The 16,945-nt window shown below is 70.0% G+C and carries 15 protein-coding genes; 2 read left to right on the forward strand and 13 right to left on the reverse strand.

Annotated features, from left to right (window positions below; translation table 11 throughout):
• Positions 1–2 precede the first annotated feature (2 nt).
• Positions 3–1,394, reverse strand: a complete 1,392-nt coding sequence (gene gltX, locus G8346_RS11125; RefSeq protein WP_166051203.1) for a glutamate--tRNA ligase — start codon at positions 1,392–1,394, stop codon at positions 3–5.
• 79 nt (positions 1,395–1,473) lie between these two features.
• Between gltX and G8346_RS11130 the strand changes: the two genes are divergently transcribed.
• Both G8346_RS11130 and G8346_RS11135 read left to right on the forward strand, forming a co-directional pair.
• Positions 1,474–2,049: a peptidylprolyl isomerase gene (locus G8346_RS11130; protein ID WP_166051205.1), complete on the forward strand. Its 576-nt coding sequence runs from the start codon at positions 1,474–1,476 to the stop codon at positions 2,047–2,049.
• Between the two features lie 11 nt (positions 2,050–2,060).
• On the forward strand, positions 2,061–2,783 hold the full coding sequence (locus G8346_RS11135; RefSeq protein WP_166051207.1) for a UDP-2,3-diacylglucosamine diphosphatase: 723 nt from the start codon (positions 2,061–2,063) through the stop codon (positions 2,781–2,783).
• Between the two features lie 430 nt (positions 2,784–3,213).
• Here the strand turns inward: G8346_RS11135 and G8346_RS11140 are convergent, their stop codons facing one another.
• The 12 genes from G8346_RS11140 to G8346_RS11190 all read right to left on the reverse strand — a co-directional run bounded on the left by G8346_RS11140 (position 3,214) and on the right by G8346_RS11190 (position 16,925).
• Complete coding sequence (locus G8346_RS11140; protein WP_370520606.1) at positions 3,214–3,837, reverse strand: tRNA-(ms[2]io[6]A)-hydroxylase; 624 nt, start codon at positions 3,835–3,837, stop codon at positions 3,214–3,216.
• Between the two features lie 15 nt (positions 3,838–3,852).
• Positions 3,853–5,169, reverse strand: coding sequence for a DUF3422 family protein (locus G8346_RS11145; protein ID WP_166051209.1), 1,317 nt, complete (start codon positions 5,167–5,169; stop codon positions 3,853–3,855).
• Positions 5,170–5,185: 16 nt separating this feature from the next.
• A complete protein-coding gene (locus G8346_RS11150; RefSeq protein ID WP_166051211.1) occupies positions 5,186–6,442 on the reverse strand; it encodes a protein kinase in 1,257 nt (418 codons plus the stop codon).
• Positions 6,443–6,448: 6 nt separating this feature from the next.
• Positions 6,449–7,957 carry an amidophosphoribosyltransferase gene (purF, locus tag G8346_RS11155; protein WP_166051213.1) on the reverse strand — a complete coding sequence of 503 codons (1,509 nt, stop codon included), beginning with the start codon at positions 7,955–7,957 and terminating at the stop codon, positions 6,449–6,451.
• Positions 7,958–7,964: 7 nt separating this feature from the next.
• Positions 7,965–8,459: a CvpA family protein gene (locus G8346_RS11160; RefSeq protein ID WP_166051214.1), complete on the reverse strand. Its 495-nt coding sequence runs from the start codon at positions 8,457–8,459 to the stop codon at positions 7,965–7,967.
• Between the two features lie 16 nt (positions 8,460–8,475).
• Positions 8,476–9,129, reverse strand: coding sequence for an SPOR domain-containing protein (locus tag G8346_RS11165; protein WP_166051216.1), 654 nt, complete (start codon positions 9,127–9,129; stop codon positions 8,476–8,478).
• Positions 9,130–9,156: 27 nt separating this feature from the next.
• Entirely contained in the window at positions 9,157–10,428 is a 1,272-nt protein-coding gene (folC, locus tag G8346_RS11170; protein WP_206202704.1) for a bifunctional tetrahydrofolate synthase/dihydrofolate synthase, read from the reverse strand.
• A gap of 7 nt (positions 10,429–10,435) precedes the next feature.
• On the reverse strand, positions 10,436–11,314 hold the full coding sequence (gene accD, locus G8346_RS11175) for an acetyl-CoA carboxylase, carboxyltransferase subunit beta (RefSeq protein ID WP_166051218.1): 879 nt from the start codon (positions 11,312–11,314) through the stop codon (positions 10,436–10,438).
• 88 nt (positions 11,315–11,402) lie between these two features.
• Entirely contained in the window at positions 11,403–12,170 is a 768-nt protein-coding gene (gene truA, locus G8346_RS11180; protein WP_370520644.1) for a tRNA pseudouridine(38-40) synthase TruA, read from the reverse strand.
• A gap of 32 nt (positions 12,171–12,202) precedes the next feature.
• Positions 12,203–12,913, reverse strand: a complete 711-nt coding sequence (locus G8346_RS14845) for a hypothetical protein (RefSeq protein WP_240901436.1) — start codon at positions 12,911–12,913, stop codon at positions 12,203–12,205.
• 3 nt (positions 12,914–12,916) lie between these two features.
• The gene (locus tag G8346_RS11185; protein ID WP_166051222.1) at positions 12,917–15,793 is read right to left on the reverse strand and encodes a FimV/HubP family polar landmark protein; all 2,877 of its coding nucleotides are present in this window, start codon (positions 15,791–15,793) and stop codon (positions 12,917–12,919) included.
• A 103-nt stretch (positions 15,794–15,896) separates the two neighbouring features.
• Positions 15,897–16,925: an aspartate-semialdehyde dehydrogenase gene (locus G8346_RS11190; RefSeq protein ID WP_166051224.1), complete on the reverse strand. Its 1,029-nt coding sequence runs from the start codon at positions 16,923–16,925 to the stop codon at positions 15,897–15,899.
• Positions 16,926–16,945 lie beyond the last annotated feature (20 nt).

Below are 16,945 nucleotides of genomic sequence, written 5' to 3' on the forward strand. Positions count from 1 at the left end.
TGTCAGCTCTGGGCGTGCCGCGCCAGGCGGGCACGAATCACTTCGCGGGGCATGACTGCGAACAGCGTGCCCAGCTCCGGCCCCTCGGCCCGGCCAGTCAGCGCCATGCGCAGCGGCTTGAAGAAATGCTTGCCGGACGCACCGGTGGCCTCCCTGACCGGACCGGCGAGCGCCTTGTGGTCCGTGGCGCCGGCATCGAAGGCGGCCAGGGCGGCGGCGAAGACGGCCGGCGGCGCGCCGGTATCGGGCCACGGCTCGACCTCGGTCGCGCCGAACAGGAGCTGCGCCCAGGCGGCAACCTCGGCCGGGGATTCCACGTTGTGGCACACGGCGGCGAGGAAGGCCTCGCGCTGTTCCGGCGGGACCGCGGCCATGGCCTCCGGGCCGGCCCAGCTTGCCAGCGCGGCGTCATCGAGCGCATCCAGCGCCAGGCGCTGCCAGTGCCCCACGTGCGCCGGGTCGAAACGCTGCCCCGACGTCGTCAGCTGTGCCGGATCGAAGCCCTGCGCCAGCTCATGCATGGACATCAGCCCGTGCGCTTCCCAGGGATGGCCGAGGCGGGCCAGCGTGTTGGCCAGGGCCAGCGGCAGCACGCCCGCAGCGCGGAATTCGCCGGCGCTGGTCGCGCCGCTGCGCTTGGAGAGCTTGACGCCGTCGGGGCCGGCGAGCAGCGGCATGTGGCCGTAGCGCGGCGCCGGCAGCTCGAGTGCCCGCAGGATCGCCAGCTGGCGCGCCGTATTGACGAGATGGTCTTCGCCGCGCAGCACGTGGGTGACGCCCATGAGCGCGTCGTCCAGCGCATTGGCGAACAGGAAACCCGGCATGCCGCCGCTGCGCGCCAGCACGAAATCGCTGATCTCGCTGGCCGGGAGGGCGCGCGGGCCGCGTACCAGGTCGTGCCACGCGACCTCACCCGTGGTCGGCGCGGTAAAGCGGATGGCAGGCATCTGTCCCGCCTCGCGCCGCCGCAAGATCTCGGCCTGGGGCAGCGCCGCCCACTCGCGATCGTAGCGCGGCGGCAATCCCTGTCGGCGCAGTTCGTCGCGACGCGCACGCAACTCGGCGTCGGTGCGATAGCAGGTGTAGGCATGGCCGGTTTCGGCAAGGCGGCCGAGGTACTCGCGGTAGATCTCGCCGCGCTCGGACTGGCGGAACGGCCCGCCGACGCCGTCCCGGTCCGGGCCCGCGTCCCAGTCGAGACCCAACCAGGCGAGATCCGCGAGCTGGCGCTCGAGGTCGCCCTCGCCTTCGCGCGCAGCGTCCGTGTCCTCGGCGCGCAACAGGAAGCGACCGCCCGTGCCGCGCGCCAGGCACCAGTTGAACAGCGCCGTGCGCAGGTTGCCTGCGTGCAGGCGACCGGTGGGGCTGGGAGCAAAGCGCGTGACGACCGACATAAGCCCGCAATCTTAACAGGGAGACGCTGCTAGAATGGGGTCTGACCCCCGTAAGGGTCGGATCCCAAAGGAGTTGAACATGCGTCCGATGATTTCCGCGCTCGCCCTTGCCCTGCTCTCCGCCCCGGCGGGCGCCGACGATCCCGGCAGCAAGGCGCCGCGCGTCGAGCTGGTCACCACCCACGGCACCATGGTGCTGGAGCTCGACCTGGCGAAGGCCCCCGTCACTGCCGGCAATTTCCTGCAATACGTGCGCGACGGCCACTACGACGGCCTCATCTTTCACCGCGTCATCAGCGGTTTCATGATCCAGGGCGGCGGCTACGACACCGAGTTCGGCGAGCGCGAAACCCGCGCACCGATCGAGAACGAGTCGCGCAACGGCCTGTCCAACGAGCGCGGCACCATCGCCATGGCGCGCACCAACGACCCGCATTCCGCCTCGGCGCAGTTCTTCATCAACCTGGTCGACAATAACGGCCTCGACGGCGCCCCGGGCCGGTGGGGTTACGCCGTCTTCGGACGCCTTGTCGAGGGACTCGACGTGCTGGACAAGATCGGCTCCCTGCCGACCGGCCGCGGCGGGCCCTTCCCCACCGATGTCCCGCAGGCGCCGGTGGTGATCCAGAAAGCCCGCGTGCTCGACGAAGACTGAGCGACCGGCCCATGGCGACGCTGTTCATTTCCGACCTGCATCTCGACCCGGCCCGCCCGGACATCACGACGCAGGCGCTGGACTTCCTCCACAGCGAAGCCCACGAGGCCGACGCCCTCTACATCCTCGGCGACCTGTTCGAAGCCTGGGTCGGCGACGACGACCCGGAGCCGGAGAAGCGCCGTGTCATCGCGGCGCTGCGCAAGCTGAGCGACGCCGGGCTGCCGCTGTATTTCATGCACGGCAACCGGGATTTCCTCGTCGGCGCGCGCTTTGCCGCAGAAAGCGGCTGCACGCTGCTCGAGGACCCGACGACCATCGAGCTGCACGGCACGCGCGTGCTCCTGATGCATGGCGACACGCTGTGCACCGACGACCACGAGTACCAGGCATTTCGCGCCATGGTGCGCAACCCGGCGTGGCAGCAGGCCATGCTGGCGCGCCCGCTGCCCGAGCGCCTGGCGCTGGCGCAGCAGCTGCGCGAGACCAGCGCCGCGTCCATGGCCGGCAAGCCGATGGAGATCATGGACGTCAACCAGGGCGCGGTCGAGGCCGCCATGCGCCAGCACGGGGTCTACACGCTGCTGCACGGCCACACCCACCGCCCTGCCGTGCACCAGTTCGAGCTCGATGGCCACGAGGCCGTGCGCATCGTGCTCGGTGACTGGTACACGCAGGGCAGCGTGCTGAGCTGGGACGCCGGCGGTTTCGTCCTCAGGACCCTGCCGCGCTGAAACCCTGACCCGCGCGGGCTGACCTTGGCCCGGGAACCCGCCCGCACCGGGACCGTGCCATGCGTCCCTCTCGGTTAATGGAGATGCCCTCGAGTGACGCATGGCAGGTCCCCGGTGCTGCGCCAGTCACGGGTCTTCCCGCCGCGGCGCGCAGCCAGGGCCTCAGCGCGGCATGTCTTTCCGGTGTCAGCCAGATCCGGCGCCGACCTGGCCACGATGGCCTCCGCCACCCCCACCGAGCGACGTGCCGACCCGTCAGCTCCAACCTCGGAGTCCCCGCGCCCCACCGCAACCTGGCCCCCGAAACAAGGCAGCGGGGCTGGGACGTGCAACGCGCACTGAACGAGATAAAGATTTCCGAGTGAAGGGCGCGTTGCGCGGTCCGGCCCCGCGGTCAGGTCTTCAAGGGAACGGGGGCCGATGCCGTCGTTCAGGCCGGCGGCCCGCTGTGGAAGCGCAGCTCTGTATCCGGCTCGGTCGCGAGCCTGTTCTCCACCGTGCGAATCGCGTCGATGCGCGCTTCCAGCTCGTCTCCCGCGAAACCCCGCGCCAGCTCCAGGTAGTGCTGGAAGTGGCGTGCCTCGGAGGCGAGCAGGCCGCCGTAGAAGCGGCCCAGCTCGTCGTCTAGGCGCGGCGTCAACAGGGCGAAGCGCTCGCATGAGCGGGCCTCGATGAAGGCGCCGACGATGAGGCGGTCCACCAGGCGGCCCGGCTCGTTGCGCCGCACGATCTCCGCCAGGCCGGCGGCGTAACGCGAGGCCGGGACGCGCTGCCACTCGATGCCGCGCAGCCGCATGTGGCGGCGCACCTGCTCGAAATGCCGCAGTTCTTCGCGCGCGAGGCGTGACAGGCGCTCGGTGAGCTGTTCGTGCTCCTCGTAGCGAAACAGCATCGCGAGGGCCGTGGAGGCCGCCTTCTTCTCGCAGTTGGCGTGGTCTATGAGCATGAGCGGCAACGCCGCGGGATCGGCCGCGGCGTCCACCCAAGCCTCCGGCGTGGCCGCGCCGAGAAATTCCGCCAGTTCCGCGGTCACGATGTCGTGCGAGTCAGCCACAGCGGACGGTCCCCGTCAGGTGTCCTGGATACGCAGGCGGCGCCGGCGCACCAGCCACCACACGGCCAGCGCCGTGGGCACCACCAGGAGCGCCGTGACCGACTCCACCGGCAGCGGCAGGCCGCTCTTGGCCAGGCCCTTGAGGGCGTAGTTGATCAGGCCCACGAGGTAATAGCTGATTGCCGCCACGGACAGCCCTTCCACGGTCTGCTGCAGGCGCAGCTGCTGCCAGGCGCGCCGGTTGAGCGAGTTGAGCATGTCCCGGTTCTGCTCCTCGATGGTGGTCTCGATGCGCGCACGCAGCGCCTCCGTGGCACGCGCCACGCGCAGCGACAAATCCTGCAGGTGCGCGTCCACCGAAACGCAGGTGTCCAGCGCCGGGCGCATGCGCCGCTCGAGGAACTTGGTGAGTGATGAGCGGCCGGAGTACTTGCGCTCGCGCAGGTCGTCGAGGTGCCGCTGCACCAGCGCCATGTAGGCTCGCGTCGCCGAGAAGCGATAGTTCGTGTCCGAGCGCATGTGCTCGATGGCCTGCGAGATGACGGACAGCTCCTTGAGCAGCTGCTGCTCGGCGGCGGCCCCGTCGGCCCGCGCCAGCCGGTCGATGAGCTCCGCCAGCTCCATGTCGAGCAGCCTGGCGCGCGGCCAGATGCGCTTGGCTTCCGGGTAGCCGAGCAGCGCGAACACGCGGTAGGTCTCGATCTCCAGCAGCCGCTGCAGGGTGCGCCCGGCCTGGAAGTCGTTCAACCCGGCGTTGAATATGAGGTAGCGGCTGAAGCCGTCGGCGTGCAGCTTGAGAGTGGTCCAGACGGCGGCACGGTCGTCGACGATCAGGCTGCCGATGAGCAGCTCGTTGTCGAACAGCGCCGCGAGCTGCGGAGAGAATGGATCGGGCGGCTCCGCGGCGACGACACCCACATGGGTGGCGACCAGCAGCTCGCCCGGCAGGGTCTCGAGCCAGCCCGGCGGCAGCACCTCGAGGGCGGTGGGCGCAAAGGGCGAGTCCTCGCCGCCGGGGCGCAGGAAAGTGTAGGTGCAGAACTCGGTGTGGCGCTCCCAGCGCACGGTGAAGCCCGGAAAGTCGGCGTACCACGCCATGGTGTCGGGGCCCGGCGGCGTGACACCATGCACGGCGGCCAGCGCCTCCAGGCAGGCGCGGTGCGCCACTGCGGCGCCGGGATCCGCAGGCATCACCAGGTGACTGACGCGGACGGGAGGCTGCACGGTGGGGAACGGGCGCGCGTGCGGCTCCGCGTACAGCTCGCCACGCAACGGATGGAGGCGAGGCAGCCCGCGTGCCGGCGCAGGCTCGGGACCCTGGTTACTGTGCATGAAGGGCCTCCCTCTCCTAGGGTCGTTGCAGCGCTTCCGCCAACAGGCGCCCGTTCAGCGCTTCCACCTCCGCGAGCACCGTCTCGGCGGAAGCGAATCGCGCCGCCGGAGATTTCGCCATCATGCCCTCGAGCAGCGGCTGGCAGTCGGCCAGGGCCTCGGGCAGCACCGGCAGCGGTGCATGCGCATGCTTGCGAATCACCGCCAGCGGCGAGCCCGCCAGGTAGGGCTTGCGCCCGGTGAGCATCTCGTGGAACACCACGCCCAGGCTGTAGATGTCCGAGCGCTCGTCGACCTCGGCGCCCTCGCCCTGCTCCGGGCTCATGTAATACGGCGTGCCGCAGATCTCGCCGAGGCCGCTCAGCTCGATCGTCGCGTCGCGCAGCTTGGCCACGCCGAAATCGATCAGCGCCAGGCTGCCGTCGTCGCGGAACATGATGTTGGCGGGCTTGAGGTCGCGATGCAGCACGCCGACCTTGTGGATCGCCGCCAGCGCGTGCGTGATCTGCATCATGATCTCCAGCGCCTGGCCCAGCGGCAAGCCGTTGCCGATGCGCTCGCCGAGCTGTCCGCCGGCGAAATACTCCATGGCGATATAGGCCAACTCGTCGGCGATGCCGAGCTCGTGGATGTTCACCACGTTGGGATGGCGGATGCCCGACACCAGCTCGTACTCCTGCAGGAAGCGTTGCAGCGGCCCGAAGCGCTCGACCTCGTCCGGCACCTGGCGAAACACCTTTACCACCACCAGCCGCTCGGTGCTGAGCTTCTCCATCAGGTACACCGCGGCCGTGGAGCCCGTGCCCAGCGACCTGAGGAAGCGATGGCCCTTGAGATTGAACTGGCTGTCGCTGCCGGGTCGCAGCGCCTGGGCCCGTGGCTTCGGCGCGCGTCCCGGCCGATCCAGCGCCTGGGTCGTGACGCGGCGAATATGCGCGTGGTCCGTGGGCCCCTTGGGCAGGTAGTCGTCAGCGCCGGAGCGCAGGGCCTGCTCGATGGCCGTCTTGTCGCCCTGGGGCGTGAGAAAGATCACCGGCGGACAGCCGGGGCGACGCTTGAGTTCCTCGAGGATGTCGATGCCGTCCTGCTCGCCGAGCTGGTGGTCGAGGAACAACAGGTCCCACTGGGCAGGCTCGAAGCCCGCCGGCAGCAGGTTGTCCTCCAGGGGGTTGTGGCCCACGATCTCGGCGTCGGGGAACGCCGCCGCGAGATGATGCCCGAGCCAGGCCCGGTAGTCGCGGTGGTCGTCGATGATCAGGACGCGCAGCGCCACGACACCTCAGAGCACTTCCACGGCCACGGGGGCGCCGGCATGGCGGCCGTCGCGCTTCACCTTGACCTCGTCGGCGCGCGCCGCCTCGATGCGGCGCAGGTACTCGGCCGTGATGTCGCCGGTGACGTAATCCCCGGAGAAGCAGGACGTATCGAACTCGCGGATGTTGGCATTGTCGTGCTGCACGGCGCGCACCAGGTCGTCCAGCGTCTGGTAGATGAGCCAGTCGGCGCCGATCAGCTTCTCGACCTCTTTTTCGCTGCGGCCGTGCGCGATCAGCTCCGAGGCCGCAGGCATGTCGATGCCGTAGACATTCGGGTAACGCACCGGCGGTGACGCGGAAGCGAAATACACCTTGCGTGCACCGGCCTCCCGCGCCATCTCGATGATCTGGCGCGACGTCGTGCCGCGCACGATGGAGTCATCGACGATGAGCACGTTTTTCTTGCGGAACTCCAGGTCGATAGCGTTGAGCTTGCGGCGCACCGACTTCTCGCGCAGCGTCTGCCCCGGCATGATGAAGGTGCGACCGATGTAACGGTTCTTGATGAAGCCCTCGCGATACTTCACGCCGAGGCGGTGCGCCAGCGGCAGGGCGCAGGTGCGGCTGGTGTCGGGCACCGGGATGACCACGTCGATGTCATGCTCCGGGCGCAGCTTGAGGATGCGGTCCGCCAGCGCCTCGCCCATGCGCAGCCGCGACTTGTACACGGAGATGTTGTCGATGATCGAGTCGGGCCGGGCAAAGTAGACGTATTCGAAGATACAGGGGCTGTGCCGCTCGGCCGGCACGCACTGGCGCGTGTGCAGCGCGCCGCTGACGTCGATGAACACCGCCTCTCCCGGTTGCACGTCGCGCAGGAGATCAAAGCCGGCGATGTCCAGCGCCACGCTTTCCGACGCCAGCATGTGCTCGCGCTTGCCGTCGATGTCCCGGTAACCGATCACCAGCGGCCGGATACCGCAGGGATCACGCAGCCCGACGATGCCGGTGTTCATGATCAGGGCCACGATCGCGTAACCACCGCGGCAACGCCGGTAGATCCCCTCGGCCGCACGGAACACCTGGTCGGGCTGCGGAACCTCGCCATCCAGCTGCTCGAGCTCGTGGGCGAAGACGTTCAGCAGCACCTCGGAATCGGAAGTGGTGTTGAGGTAGCGGTGGTCTTCGCGGATGACCAGCTCGGCGAGTTCGTCGGCGTTGGTCAGATTGCCGTTGTGCGCCAGGCAGATGCCGTAGGGCGAGTTGGTGTAGAACGGCTGGGCCTCGTCGCGGCTCGAGGTGCCCGCGGTCGGGTAACGGCAGTGGCCGATGCCCAGCGGGCCGCTCAGCTTGATCATGTGGCGGCGCTGGAACACGTCGCGCACCAGGCCGTTGTTCTTGCGGATATGGATGCGCTCGTCCGCGGTGACGATGCCCGCTGCGTCCTGGCCGCGATGTTGCAACACCGTAAGCGCGTCGTAGAGCAACTGGTTGACCGCGCCGGCGCCCACGATTCCAACGATTCCGCACATCAGTCCGTCACTCCGCCAGTATTTCGCCGAGCTCGTCCAGCCCGGCATCCAGGTACTCCCGCAACCAGTCCGTCAACTCGGTCGTGCGCGGCACGATGAGCGACTCCTGCCACCAGGCCTCGCGATCCATCTCCAGCAACTGCAACACGATCACCAGCAGGCCGACCACCAGCACGCCGCGCCCGGCGCCGAAGACCATGCCCAGCACCCGGTCCGTGCTGGTGAGGCCGCTGCTCTGGATCAGCATCCCGACGAGCTTGGAAAACAGGGCGCCCGCCAGCATCACGCCGACGAACAGGATGACGCGCGCGGCCCAGAGCTTCAGCGCCGGCGAGCTCACGCTGGCGAGCAGCGGGTCCAGGATGCCGGAGAAGCGCCAGGCCACCCACAGCGCGAGCACCCAGGTGATCAGCGACAGGGCCTCCTTGAAGAAGCCGCGGAAAAAGCCGATGCCCATGGAAACCAAGAAAGCACCGAGCAGGATGTAGTCGACGATGACCATGCGCGACCCGCCCCTCTTAATCTTGCGCGCGGACGACGCGCGCTCCGGTGTGGCCCGCGGCGCGCAGCCGCGTCATCAGTTGCTCAGCTGCCGCCCGCTCGGGCACCGGGCCGACTCTCACCCGGTGCATGGTACCGGCGTCGGTTGCCACGCGCGACACAAAAGCGTCGAAGCCCTGCCCGGCGAGGCGCTCGCGCAGGTTCTCGGCGTTGGCGGCCTGGGAGAAACTTCCGACCTGCACGGTCCAGCTGTCCTCCGCCGGCGCCTGCGGCGTCGGCTGGGATCGTGGCTCGGATTGCGGTGCGGGTTGCGGAGAGGGACGCGGCGGCGGCTGGCTCGGCTGCGCATCGGACCGGTCCGGGCGGGTGGCCGGCTGTTGCGGCTCTGACAGTGCCGGCCGTTGGATTACGCCCGCCGGGGCAGCCGGCTCCGGGCCCTCTGCCCCTGGCGCCTCGGCCTCGCTGCCGCCGATCTGCACCGGCCGGCCCGCAGCCGGGTCCAGCGGAATGCTGTAGCTGCGCGTGGCCCCGTCGCTGCGCGGCAGCTCGAGCTTCTGCTCGACCGCGCGCGGCGATTGCGCCGGGCCATCGAGCAACCAGGGAATGACGATGATGCCGAGCGCCACGATGACCGTGGCGCCGACGATGCGCTCCTTCAACTGCCGTTTCATATAGCCAGGTTCGTGACGCGGCCGGCGCTATCGTGTATGGGGTGCGCAGTATAACCCAAGCCACTCCATGGCCGGGCCCACGGTGTGGAAAGACCCGCATACCACCACGCGGTCGCCCGGGCGGGCCGCCGCCGCCGCCGCCGCGCAGGCCTCCGCAACCGATGCCGCGCGGGTCGCGGGGCTGCGCAAGGCGCCGGCGATGCGCGTCTCCAGCGCCTCCGCCGCAAGCCCGCGCGGGGGTTCGAGGGCGGCGATGAACCAGCCGTCCACCGCGTTGCTGAGCGCGTCCGCCACGGCATGCGCATCCTTGTCCTCCAGCATGCCGAGCACGCACCAGGTCCGGCCGCGCGCCGGCGCGGCCGCGAGCGCCTGCGCCAGCACCCGCGCGGCATCCGGGTTGTGTGCCACGTCGAGCCACCACTCGACCTCGCCGGGGATGCGCTGCATGCGGCCCGCCAGGCGGATGCGCCGCAGCGCCCGCGCCGCGGCAGCGGGGGACAGCGCCGCCGTCTCCAGCGCCAGGAAGGCGGCGATGGCGCAGGCAGCGTTGTCTTTCAATGCGGACGCCGGCAGCGTCGCGCCCGGCAACCCGGGCAACATGCGCGCGCCATCCTGCCAGCACCAGCCCGCCGGACTCTCGACCCAGTCGAAATCCACGCCGAGCCGCAGCGCGCCTGGGCCGGCGGCCGCCAGCAGCGATGCCGGCGGCGCGCGGTCGCCGATGACGGCCGGCTTGCCGGGCCGGAAAATCCCGCCCTTCTCGCGGCCGATGCTCTCGCGATCCGGGCCGAGCCATTCCGTGTGATCGAGCCCGACCGAGGTGACGATGGCGGCGTCCGGCTCAACCGCGTTCACGGCATCGAGGCGTCCGCCCAGGCCCACCTCGAGCACGGCCGTGTGCACGCCACGCCGGCGGAATATCTCCAGCGCAGCCGCGGTGCCGAATTCGAAGTAAGTCAGCGAGATTGCGCCGCGGGCAGCATCGACGGCCTCGAAGGCGCTCACCAGCGCCTCGTCATCCACCTCCACGCCGTCGATGCGCACGCGTTCGTTGTAGCGCAACAGGTGCGGCGAGGTGTACGCGCCGGTGCATCGGCCCGCCTCCAGGCTGAGCGCTTCCAGTGTCGCCACGCAGCTGCCCTTGCCGTTGGTGCCGCCGACGGTGAACACGCGCTCGCACGGGCGCAGCAGGCCCATGCGCTCGAGGACGGCGTGGATACGCTCCAGCCCCAGCTCGATTTCCGCGGGATGCAGGCGCTCCTGCCAGGCCAGCCATGCGGCGAGCGTGCGGCGGGACAAGCGCAGCCTATTCCGTCGCTTCCAGCGCGCGCCCCGTGAGCATGGACAGCAGCCGCGCGATGGTGGGGCGCAGCTCGCGCCGGTCCACGATCATGTCAAGGGCGCCGTGCTCGAGCAGGAACTCGCTGCGCTGGAAGCCTTCCGGCAGCGTCTCGCCGACGGTCTGCTGGATCACGCGCGGGCCGGCAAAGCCGATCAGCGCCCGCGGCTCGGCGATATTGACGTCGCCCAGCATCGCGAGGCTGGCGGACACGCCGCCCGTGGTCGGGTCGGTCATGACCGAGACATAGGGCTGGCCCGCGTTCGACAGCCGGCGCAGCGCCGCCGCGGTCTTGCTCATCTGCAACAGGGAGTACAGACCTTCCTGCATGCGCGCGCCGCCGCTGGCTGAGAAGCACACCAGCGGCATGCGCTCATCCACCGCGGCATCCGCGGCACGCCGGAAGCGCTCGCCGACCACCGACCCCATGGAGCCGCCCATGAAGCGGAACTCGAAGGCGCAGGCCGCCAGCCTGAGCCCCATCAGCGTCCCGGTCATGGCCACCAGCGCGTCCTGCTCCTCGGTCGCCTTCTGCGCCTGCGTGAGGCGATCACGGTAGCGCTTGCTGTCGCGGAACTTCAGCGGATCTTCCGGCTGCAGCGACTGGCCGAGTTCGCGCCCCGAGCCGGGGTCGAGGAAAAACTTGAGGCGGGTGCGCCCGCCGATGCGCATGTGGTGGTCGCATTTCGGGCAGACGTGCAGGCTGCGCTCGACCTCGGGCCGGTAGAGCACCGCGTCGCAGGCCGGGCACTTGGTCCACAAGCCCTCCGGCACGGAACGGCTGCGGCCCTGGGTCCCGCCCTGGGTCTTGATCCGCGACGGCATCAGCTTGTCGAACCAGTTCATGCCTTCCCCCGGGGACGAGCCCCCTTTCGCGCAGCATACGCGATGCTGCACCCTTTCCTGCCTGGCTCCCGATGATAAACGAATCCGCTCATGCCAGCGGTCCGGGGCGTTCCGCCGCCGGCTGCGGCAGCAGCGCGCCGTAGTCCACCGCCACCATGTAGAGCCCTGCAGCGGGCGCCGTGGCGCCGCCCTGGCAGCGGTCGCGTCCCGCCAGCACCTCGGCCACCCATGCTTCCGGGGCATCGCCCCGGCCCACCGCCGCCAAGGTGCCGACGATGTTGCGCACCATGTGGTGCAGGAAGGCGTTCGCCGTGACGTCCACGCGAATGAAGTCGCCCATGCGTTGCACGGCCAGCGCCGTGAGGCGGCGCATCGGCGTGCGCGACTGGCACTCCGCGGCGCGGAACGCGGAGAAGTCGTGTTCGCCGAGCAGCGCCTGGCCGGCGCGATGCATCCGTGCGGCATCCAGCGGCCGATGCACCCACCAGGCACGGTCGCGCCACAGGGCAGGGCGCGTCTCGCGGTTCAGCACCAGGTAGCTGTAGCTGCGCGCCACGGCTGAGAAGCGCGCATGAAAGCCCTCCGGCGCCGGCTGCGCCCAGCGCAGTGCAATGCCAGGCGGCAGCGCGGTGTTCGCCCCCAGCACCCAGGCACGCATCGGGCGTTCCGCTCGCGTGTCGAAATGCGCTACCTGGCCGGTGGCGTGCACCCCCGCATCGGTGCGCCCGGCGCCCGTCACGGCCACCGCCTCGTCCGCCACGCGCGACAAGGCGACCTGCAGCGCATCCTGCACGCTGGGACCGTCCTTCTGCGACTGCCAGCCCAGCAGCCCGCAACCGTCGTACTCCACCCCCACGACGACCCGCCGGCAACCCGCGGCCGGATCGTTCACAGCTGTCCTCCCGCCAGGCACGCCGTCACCCCGGCCGCCAGCAGCAACCAGTCGCGCGCACCGGGGCCGGCCAGCGCCGGCAGTCGCGCCGTGTCCGGCGGCATCATGGCCGCCGCCTCGACGTCCCGTACCAGGGCCGCGGCGGCATCGCCCCATCCGGCCAGGCCGGGGCGCCGGCCCGTCGCCGCACCCGCCACCCGCTCGGCCGTGAGAGGGACGGCCTCGAGGGTCAGCGCGAGCCGTCGCGCAAACACCTCGACGTCGAGGCCCAGCCATCCGAGCGGACGCAGCAGCATGACCAGCCCGGCGGCCATGCAGGCGGTGCCGGTACGACGGCGCAGCAGTTCCACAGCGGCCACCAGCACGACCAGCACGCCGCTGCGGCGCAGCGCGATGTCCAGTTCACTCCATGTCGGCCACCAGGCGCTGCGGGCGGCAGGACCCGGCTCGGGCGCCACCCACAGGTAGATCACCACGATGGAGAGCAGCAACCAGCGAATGCGGCGCAGGGCCCTGAAGATGCCGACGAGGGTGTCACGCCCATGGGCTGCGGCCGCCAACAGCACCACCCCGAGAGCGAGCCCCAGCGCGGCAAGCGAATAACGAAACAGCATGGCGGCAAGCACCAGCAGCAGCAGGATGCGAAACGCCGGATGAAGCCCGGTCGGGGCCTCATCCGGCGCTGCCACGCCGGGCGCGGGACGCATGGCTCAGCCGAGGCTGTCGAGAAGCTCGCGAGCTTCCTGCTGCTGCGTCTCGTCACCCTCGGCGGCGACTTCCTCGAGGATGCTGCGCGCCCCGTCGGGATCGCCCATGTCGATGTAGGCGCGGGCGAGGTCCAGCTTCGTGCCGACCTCGTCCATCTCCTCCAACACGCCGGCGTCACCGGCAGGCGCGGACGTTTCGTCTTCGTCTTCGCTCGCACCGGAGAACCCGACAGCCACCTTGGTGGCATCGCCCTCGTCCGGCACCTCCCGCTCCGCGCCGACTTCGGCCTCGAGCACCTGGGTCAGGTCGTCGAGATCGAGATCCTCGTCCTCCATCGCTTGCTCTATGGTCTCGTCGTCGCGGCTGTCCACCTTGCGCACCAGCGTCCGATCCGACTCCTCTTCCTCCAGCTCGGACTCGAGGCCCAGGACCGTGGGCTCGTCTTCCTCGGGCAACCGCGGGCCAGGCTCGACCACTGTGCCCTCGCCCTCCTCGACCTCGAAGCCGGCCTCACCGGACAACGTCGGCTCGTCGGAGTCCAGCTCGAAGCCCTCGCCGCGCTGGGTCGGGTCTTCGCTGCCGCGCGGCAGCAGGGAAGCATCCATCATCATGGTGCCGCCGTCGTCTTCCTCGGCCTCGGGCGGCTCCAGGAAGGGTTCTTCTTCGCCTGCCTCCTCCGGAAACTCGGGGGCGCGCTCGGCGAGGTCCTTCAGGGCGTATTCGCCCGACTCGCCGATGTCGAGGTCGATGCCGAGTTCGTCCAGGTCCAGCTCAGCCGTCTGCTCGACCTTGGCCGGGGAGAGCGCGCGCTGTTCCTGCGTGTCCTCCGGCGCGGGCACGACCGGCTCATACGCGCCGCTCTGATCGGCCTCGGGCGTGCCGACGTCGAAGTCCAGCCAGCTGCCCGAGGCCGCGGTATCGACTTCCTCGGCCCCCTCGGCGCCGAGATCGATGTCGACCGCGACGTCCGCGCCGCCCTCGAAGAGCGCCTCCCCGGGGCAGATCTGCCTGCCCATGATGGCGATCTTCGACCAGTCCGCCTCGGCCTCAGCACCGCCCGTCTCGCGGATGGATTTCGCCTGGGAGAGGAACTCCTTCGCGTTGCCCCAGACGAAGCAGATGTCCACCAGCTTGCGCCTGAGGTCATAGCGATCGGGCTCGTGCGCGATGGCCTTCTTCATGATCTCGGCGGCCTGGTCGTAGAGACCGTAAGCCATGTGGAAGTCCGCCTCGGCCAGCGGGTCGGACTGGTCGAGGTTGATGCCCGTCTCGCTGGCGATCGTGTCCTCGAAGGGATACTGGTAGTCCTCGCCGGTCTCGGGCGTGGCCGCCGCCTTGCGTTGCGGCTGTTCGGTCTCAGCGCGGCGCGGCTCGGGCCGCGACTCGCGGGCAGATTCCTCCACCTCGATCTCGGCTTCCTTCACCGGCTTGCGCGGCGTGACCTTCGGCGCCGCGACGGCTGCTGCGGCGCCACCCGCTGCGAGCTGGCTGCCGGTCGGCTCGAGCGCACCCCAGGTGCCGGTCTCGGCCAGCTCCTCCTCGATGCTGCGCTCTTCCTCCTGGCGCTTGCGCAGGAAAATGGCGATGGCGCCGACGACCAGCACGACGGCAAGAACCAGCCACAGCCAGAGGCTCCCCAGCCAGCCGAGGATGCGCTCGCCAAACGAAGGGGGCTGCTGTACCGGGGCTGGCGGCGTCACCGCAGGTGCGGCGGGCTCCGCTGCAGGGGTCTCAGCGGGGGTGGCGCCCGGCGCCTCGGGCTCGGTCGTGGCCTCACCGGCCTCACCTGCCGCGGCGGGCGCGGCCGCCCCGTCCACGGCGGCACCTGATTCGAGTTCGGCCAGGCGCGCCTGCAACGCCGCAATCTCGGCGTCCTTCAGTTCCATCAGGCGGCGGGTTTCCGCCAGCTCGCCACGCAAGGCATCCACTGCTTCCAGCACCGGGTCCGTGGTCGAGCCCGGGGCCGCGGCAGGCAGGCCGGTCGGGGCTGTCGCCGCCGGCGTCTCGGCCGGACCCGGCGCCGGTTCCGGCGCGGTCTCAGTGGGGGGCGCCAGCTCGAGACGGCGCTCCGGCGCCGGCGCGGCGGCCGCCGTGCTCCAGGCCTGGTTCTGGCGCCGCACCTCGGCATTCGCCTGGGTGGTCGTGGTCGCTGCCATGCGATCGCGGCTCGGCACGCGCAGGATGGCGCCGGCGCGCAGTCGATTGATGTTGCCGTCGAAGGCTTCGGGGTTGGCCTCGAACAACGCCACCATCACCTGGTTGGTGGTGAACGAGGCGTCAGGCCGCACGCGCTGCGCGATGCCCCACAGCGTCTCGTTGCGCTGCACCGGGCCGTACTGCGTGTCGTAATCGTAGTCGCGGGCGACCGGGGCGGGCGCGGCCACGGGCGGCGGCTCCGGCGCAGGCCGGGACACGGCTTCCGGGGCCGGGCGCGGCGCCTCGACTGCCGGGGCCGGCGCAGCCTGCGGCTCCGGGGCCGGCAGGAACACCGGCGGGTCGAGCAGCACGGTGTACTCGCGCAGGATCTGGCCGCCGTTCCAGCTGGCCTCCACGAGGAAGGTCAGGAAGGGCTCCACCACGGGCCGCGAGGTACTGACGACGATGGTCGCGGCGCTCGGACCGCTGGCGCGCACGTCGAACTGGATGTCGTCGAAATACGCAGGTCGCGCCAGGCCGTAGCGCGCGAAAGCCTCGGGCGACGCCATGGCGACGCGCAGCGACTCACGCTCCTCCGGGGACGAGATACTGAGGCTGATCTCGGCATCCAGCGGCTGGTTGAGATAAGAGTTGAGACGGATCTCGCCGAGGCCGAGCGAGAGGGCCGCACCTGGTGCGAGTACGAGGGAAAGCACCCCAAGAAAGATCAGCTTGCGCGACATTATCACTCCCTGGCTGCGACCTTGCGCAGGCACGCACCGACCCTAGCCCGGCCGGTACGCGCTGTCGACGGATGGCATTTCACATAATGAGCCGAATATAGACTCACAAGTATTTTTTTACAAAAGTTTCAGCGATCTGGACGCTGTTCAGGGCCGCGCCCTTGCGAATGTTGTCGGCTACGATCCACAGGCTCAATCCCCTCGGGTGCGATATGTCTTCCCGGATCCGCCCCACGAACACCGGGTCGGCACCGCTCGCGTCCGTGGCCGCCGTCGGGTAGCCGCCCGGCTGGCGCCGGTCCACCACCGTGACGCCTGGAGCCTTTCGTAACAGGCTTCGCGCCTGCGTCGCCGTGATCTTGTCCACGGTTTCCAAGTGTACCGCCTCGGAGTGACCGAAGAACACCGGGATGCGGACCGCGGTCGCGTTCACGCCGATGCCCGGGTCGGCGAAGATCTTGCGGGTCTCCCAGCACATCTTCATTTCTTCGCGCGTGTAGCCGTTGTCCTCGAACACGTCGATCTGCGGCAGGGCGTTGAAGGCCAGCTGGCGCGGCGTCAGCATCTTGCCGAGCGGCCGGCCGTTCATGAGTTCCGCCGTCTGGCGCGCCAGTTCCTCGACCATGCTGCGGCCGGCGCCCGAAACCGACTGGTAGGTGGCGACGTTGATCCGCGTGATACCGACCGCGTCGTAGATGGGCTTGAGCGCCACCACCATCTGGATGGTGGAACAGTTGGGGTTGGCGATGATGTTGCGCGCCCGGGCGCCGTCGAGCGCGCCGGGGTTCACCTCGGGCACCACCAGCGGCACGTCGTCGTCGTAGCGGAAGCACGAGGTGTTGTCGATCACCATGGCGCCGGCCGCGGCCGCGCGCGGCGCATGCTCACGCGACACCGAGCCGCCGGCCGAGAACAACGCCACGTCCACGCCCTTGAAGTCGAAGGCCGCGAGTTCCTTGACCAGGTGCGACTTGCCGCCGAAAGCGACGCGCGTGCCGGCCGAGCGCTCGCTGGCCAGCAGGTGCAGCTCACGCACCGGGAACTTGCGCTCCGCCAGGCAAGCCAGCATCGCCTCGCCCACCAGGCCGGTGGCGCCGACCACCGCCACGGAAAATCCCTGCTTGCCACTCATGTATGTTGCCGTCCTGCCTG

Origin of the sequence: Thioalkalivibrio sp. XN279 (genome assembly GCF_011089885.1) — a bacterium.
Lineage (GTDB): Bacteria > Pseudomonadota > Gammaproteobacteria > Steroidobacterales > XN24 > XN24.

Excerpts from the sequence above, each read along its gene's own strand:
- gltX (WP_166051203.1), bottom strand. The coding sequence starts at position 1,394 with ATGTCGGTCGTCACGCGCTTTGCTCCCAGCCCCACCGGTCGCCTGCAC.
- G8346_RS11130 (WP_166051205.1), top strand. The coding sequence starts at position 1,474 with ATGCGTCCGATGATTTCCGCGCTCGCCCTTGCCCTGCTCTCCGCCCCG.
- G8346_RS11135 (WP_166051207.1), top strand. The coding sequence starts at position 2,061 with ATGGCGACGCTGTTCATTTCCGACCTGCATCTCGACCCGGCCCGCCCG.
- G8346_RS11145 (WP_166051209.1), bottom strand. The coding sequence starts at position 5,169 with ATGCACAGTAACCAGGGTCCCGAGCCTGCGCCGGCACGCGGGCTGCCT.
- purF (WP_166051213.1), bottom strand. The coding sequence starts at position 7,957 with ATGTGCGGAATCGTTGGAATCGTGGGCGCCGGCGCGGTCAACCAGTTG.
- G8346_RS11160 (WP_166051214.1), bottom strand. The coding sequence starts at position 8,459 with ATGGTCATCGTCGACTACATCCTGCTCGGTGCTTTCTTGGTTTCCATG.
- G8346_RS11165 (WP_166051216.1), bottom strand. The coding sequence starts at position 9,129 with ATGAAACGGCAGTTGAAGGAGCGCATCGTCGGCGCCACGGTCATCGTG.
- accD (WP_166051218.1), bottom strand. The coding sequence starts at position 11,314 with ATGAACTGGTTCGACAAGCTGATGCCGTCGCGGATCAAGACCCAGGGC.
- G8346_RS14845 (WP_240901436.1), bottom strand. The coding sequence starts at position 12,913 with ATGCGTCCCGCGCCCGGCGTGGCAGCGCCGGATGAGGCCCCGACCGGG.
- G8346_RS11185 (WP_166051222.1), bottom strand. The coding sequence starts at position 15,793 with ATGTCGCGCAAGCTGATCTTTCTTGGGGTGCTTTCCCTCGTACTCGCA.
- G8346_RS11190 (WP_166051224.1), bottom strand. The coding sequence starts at position 16,925 with ATGAGTGGCAAGCAGGGATTTTCCGTGGCGGTGGTCGGCGCCACCGGC.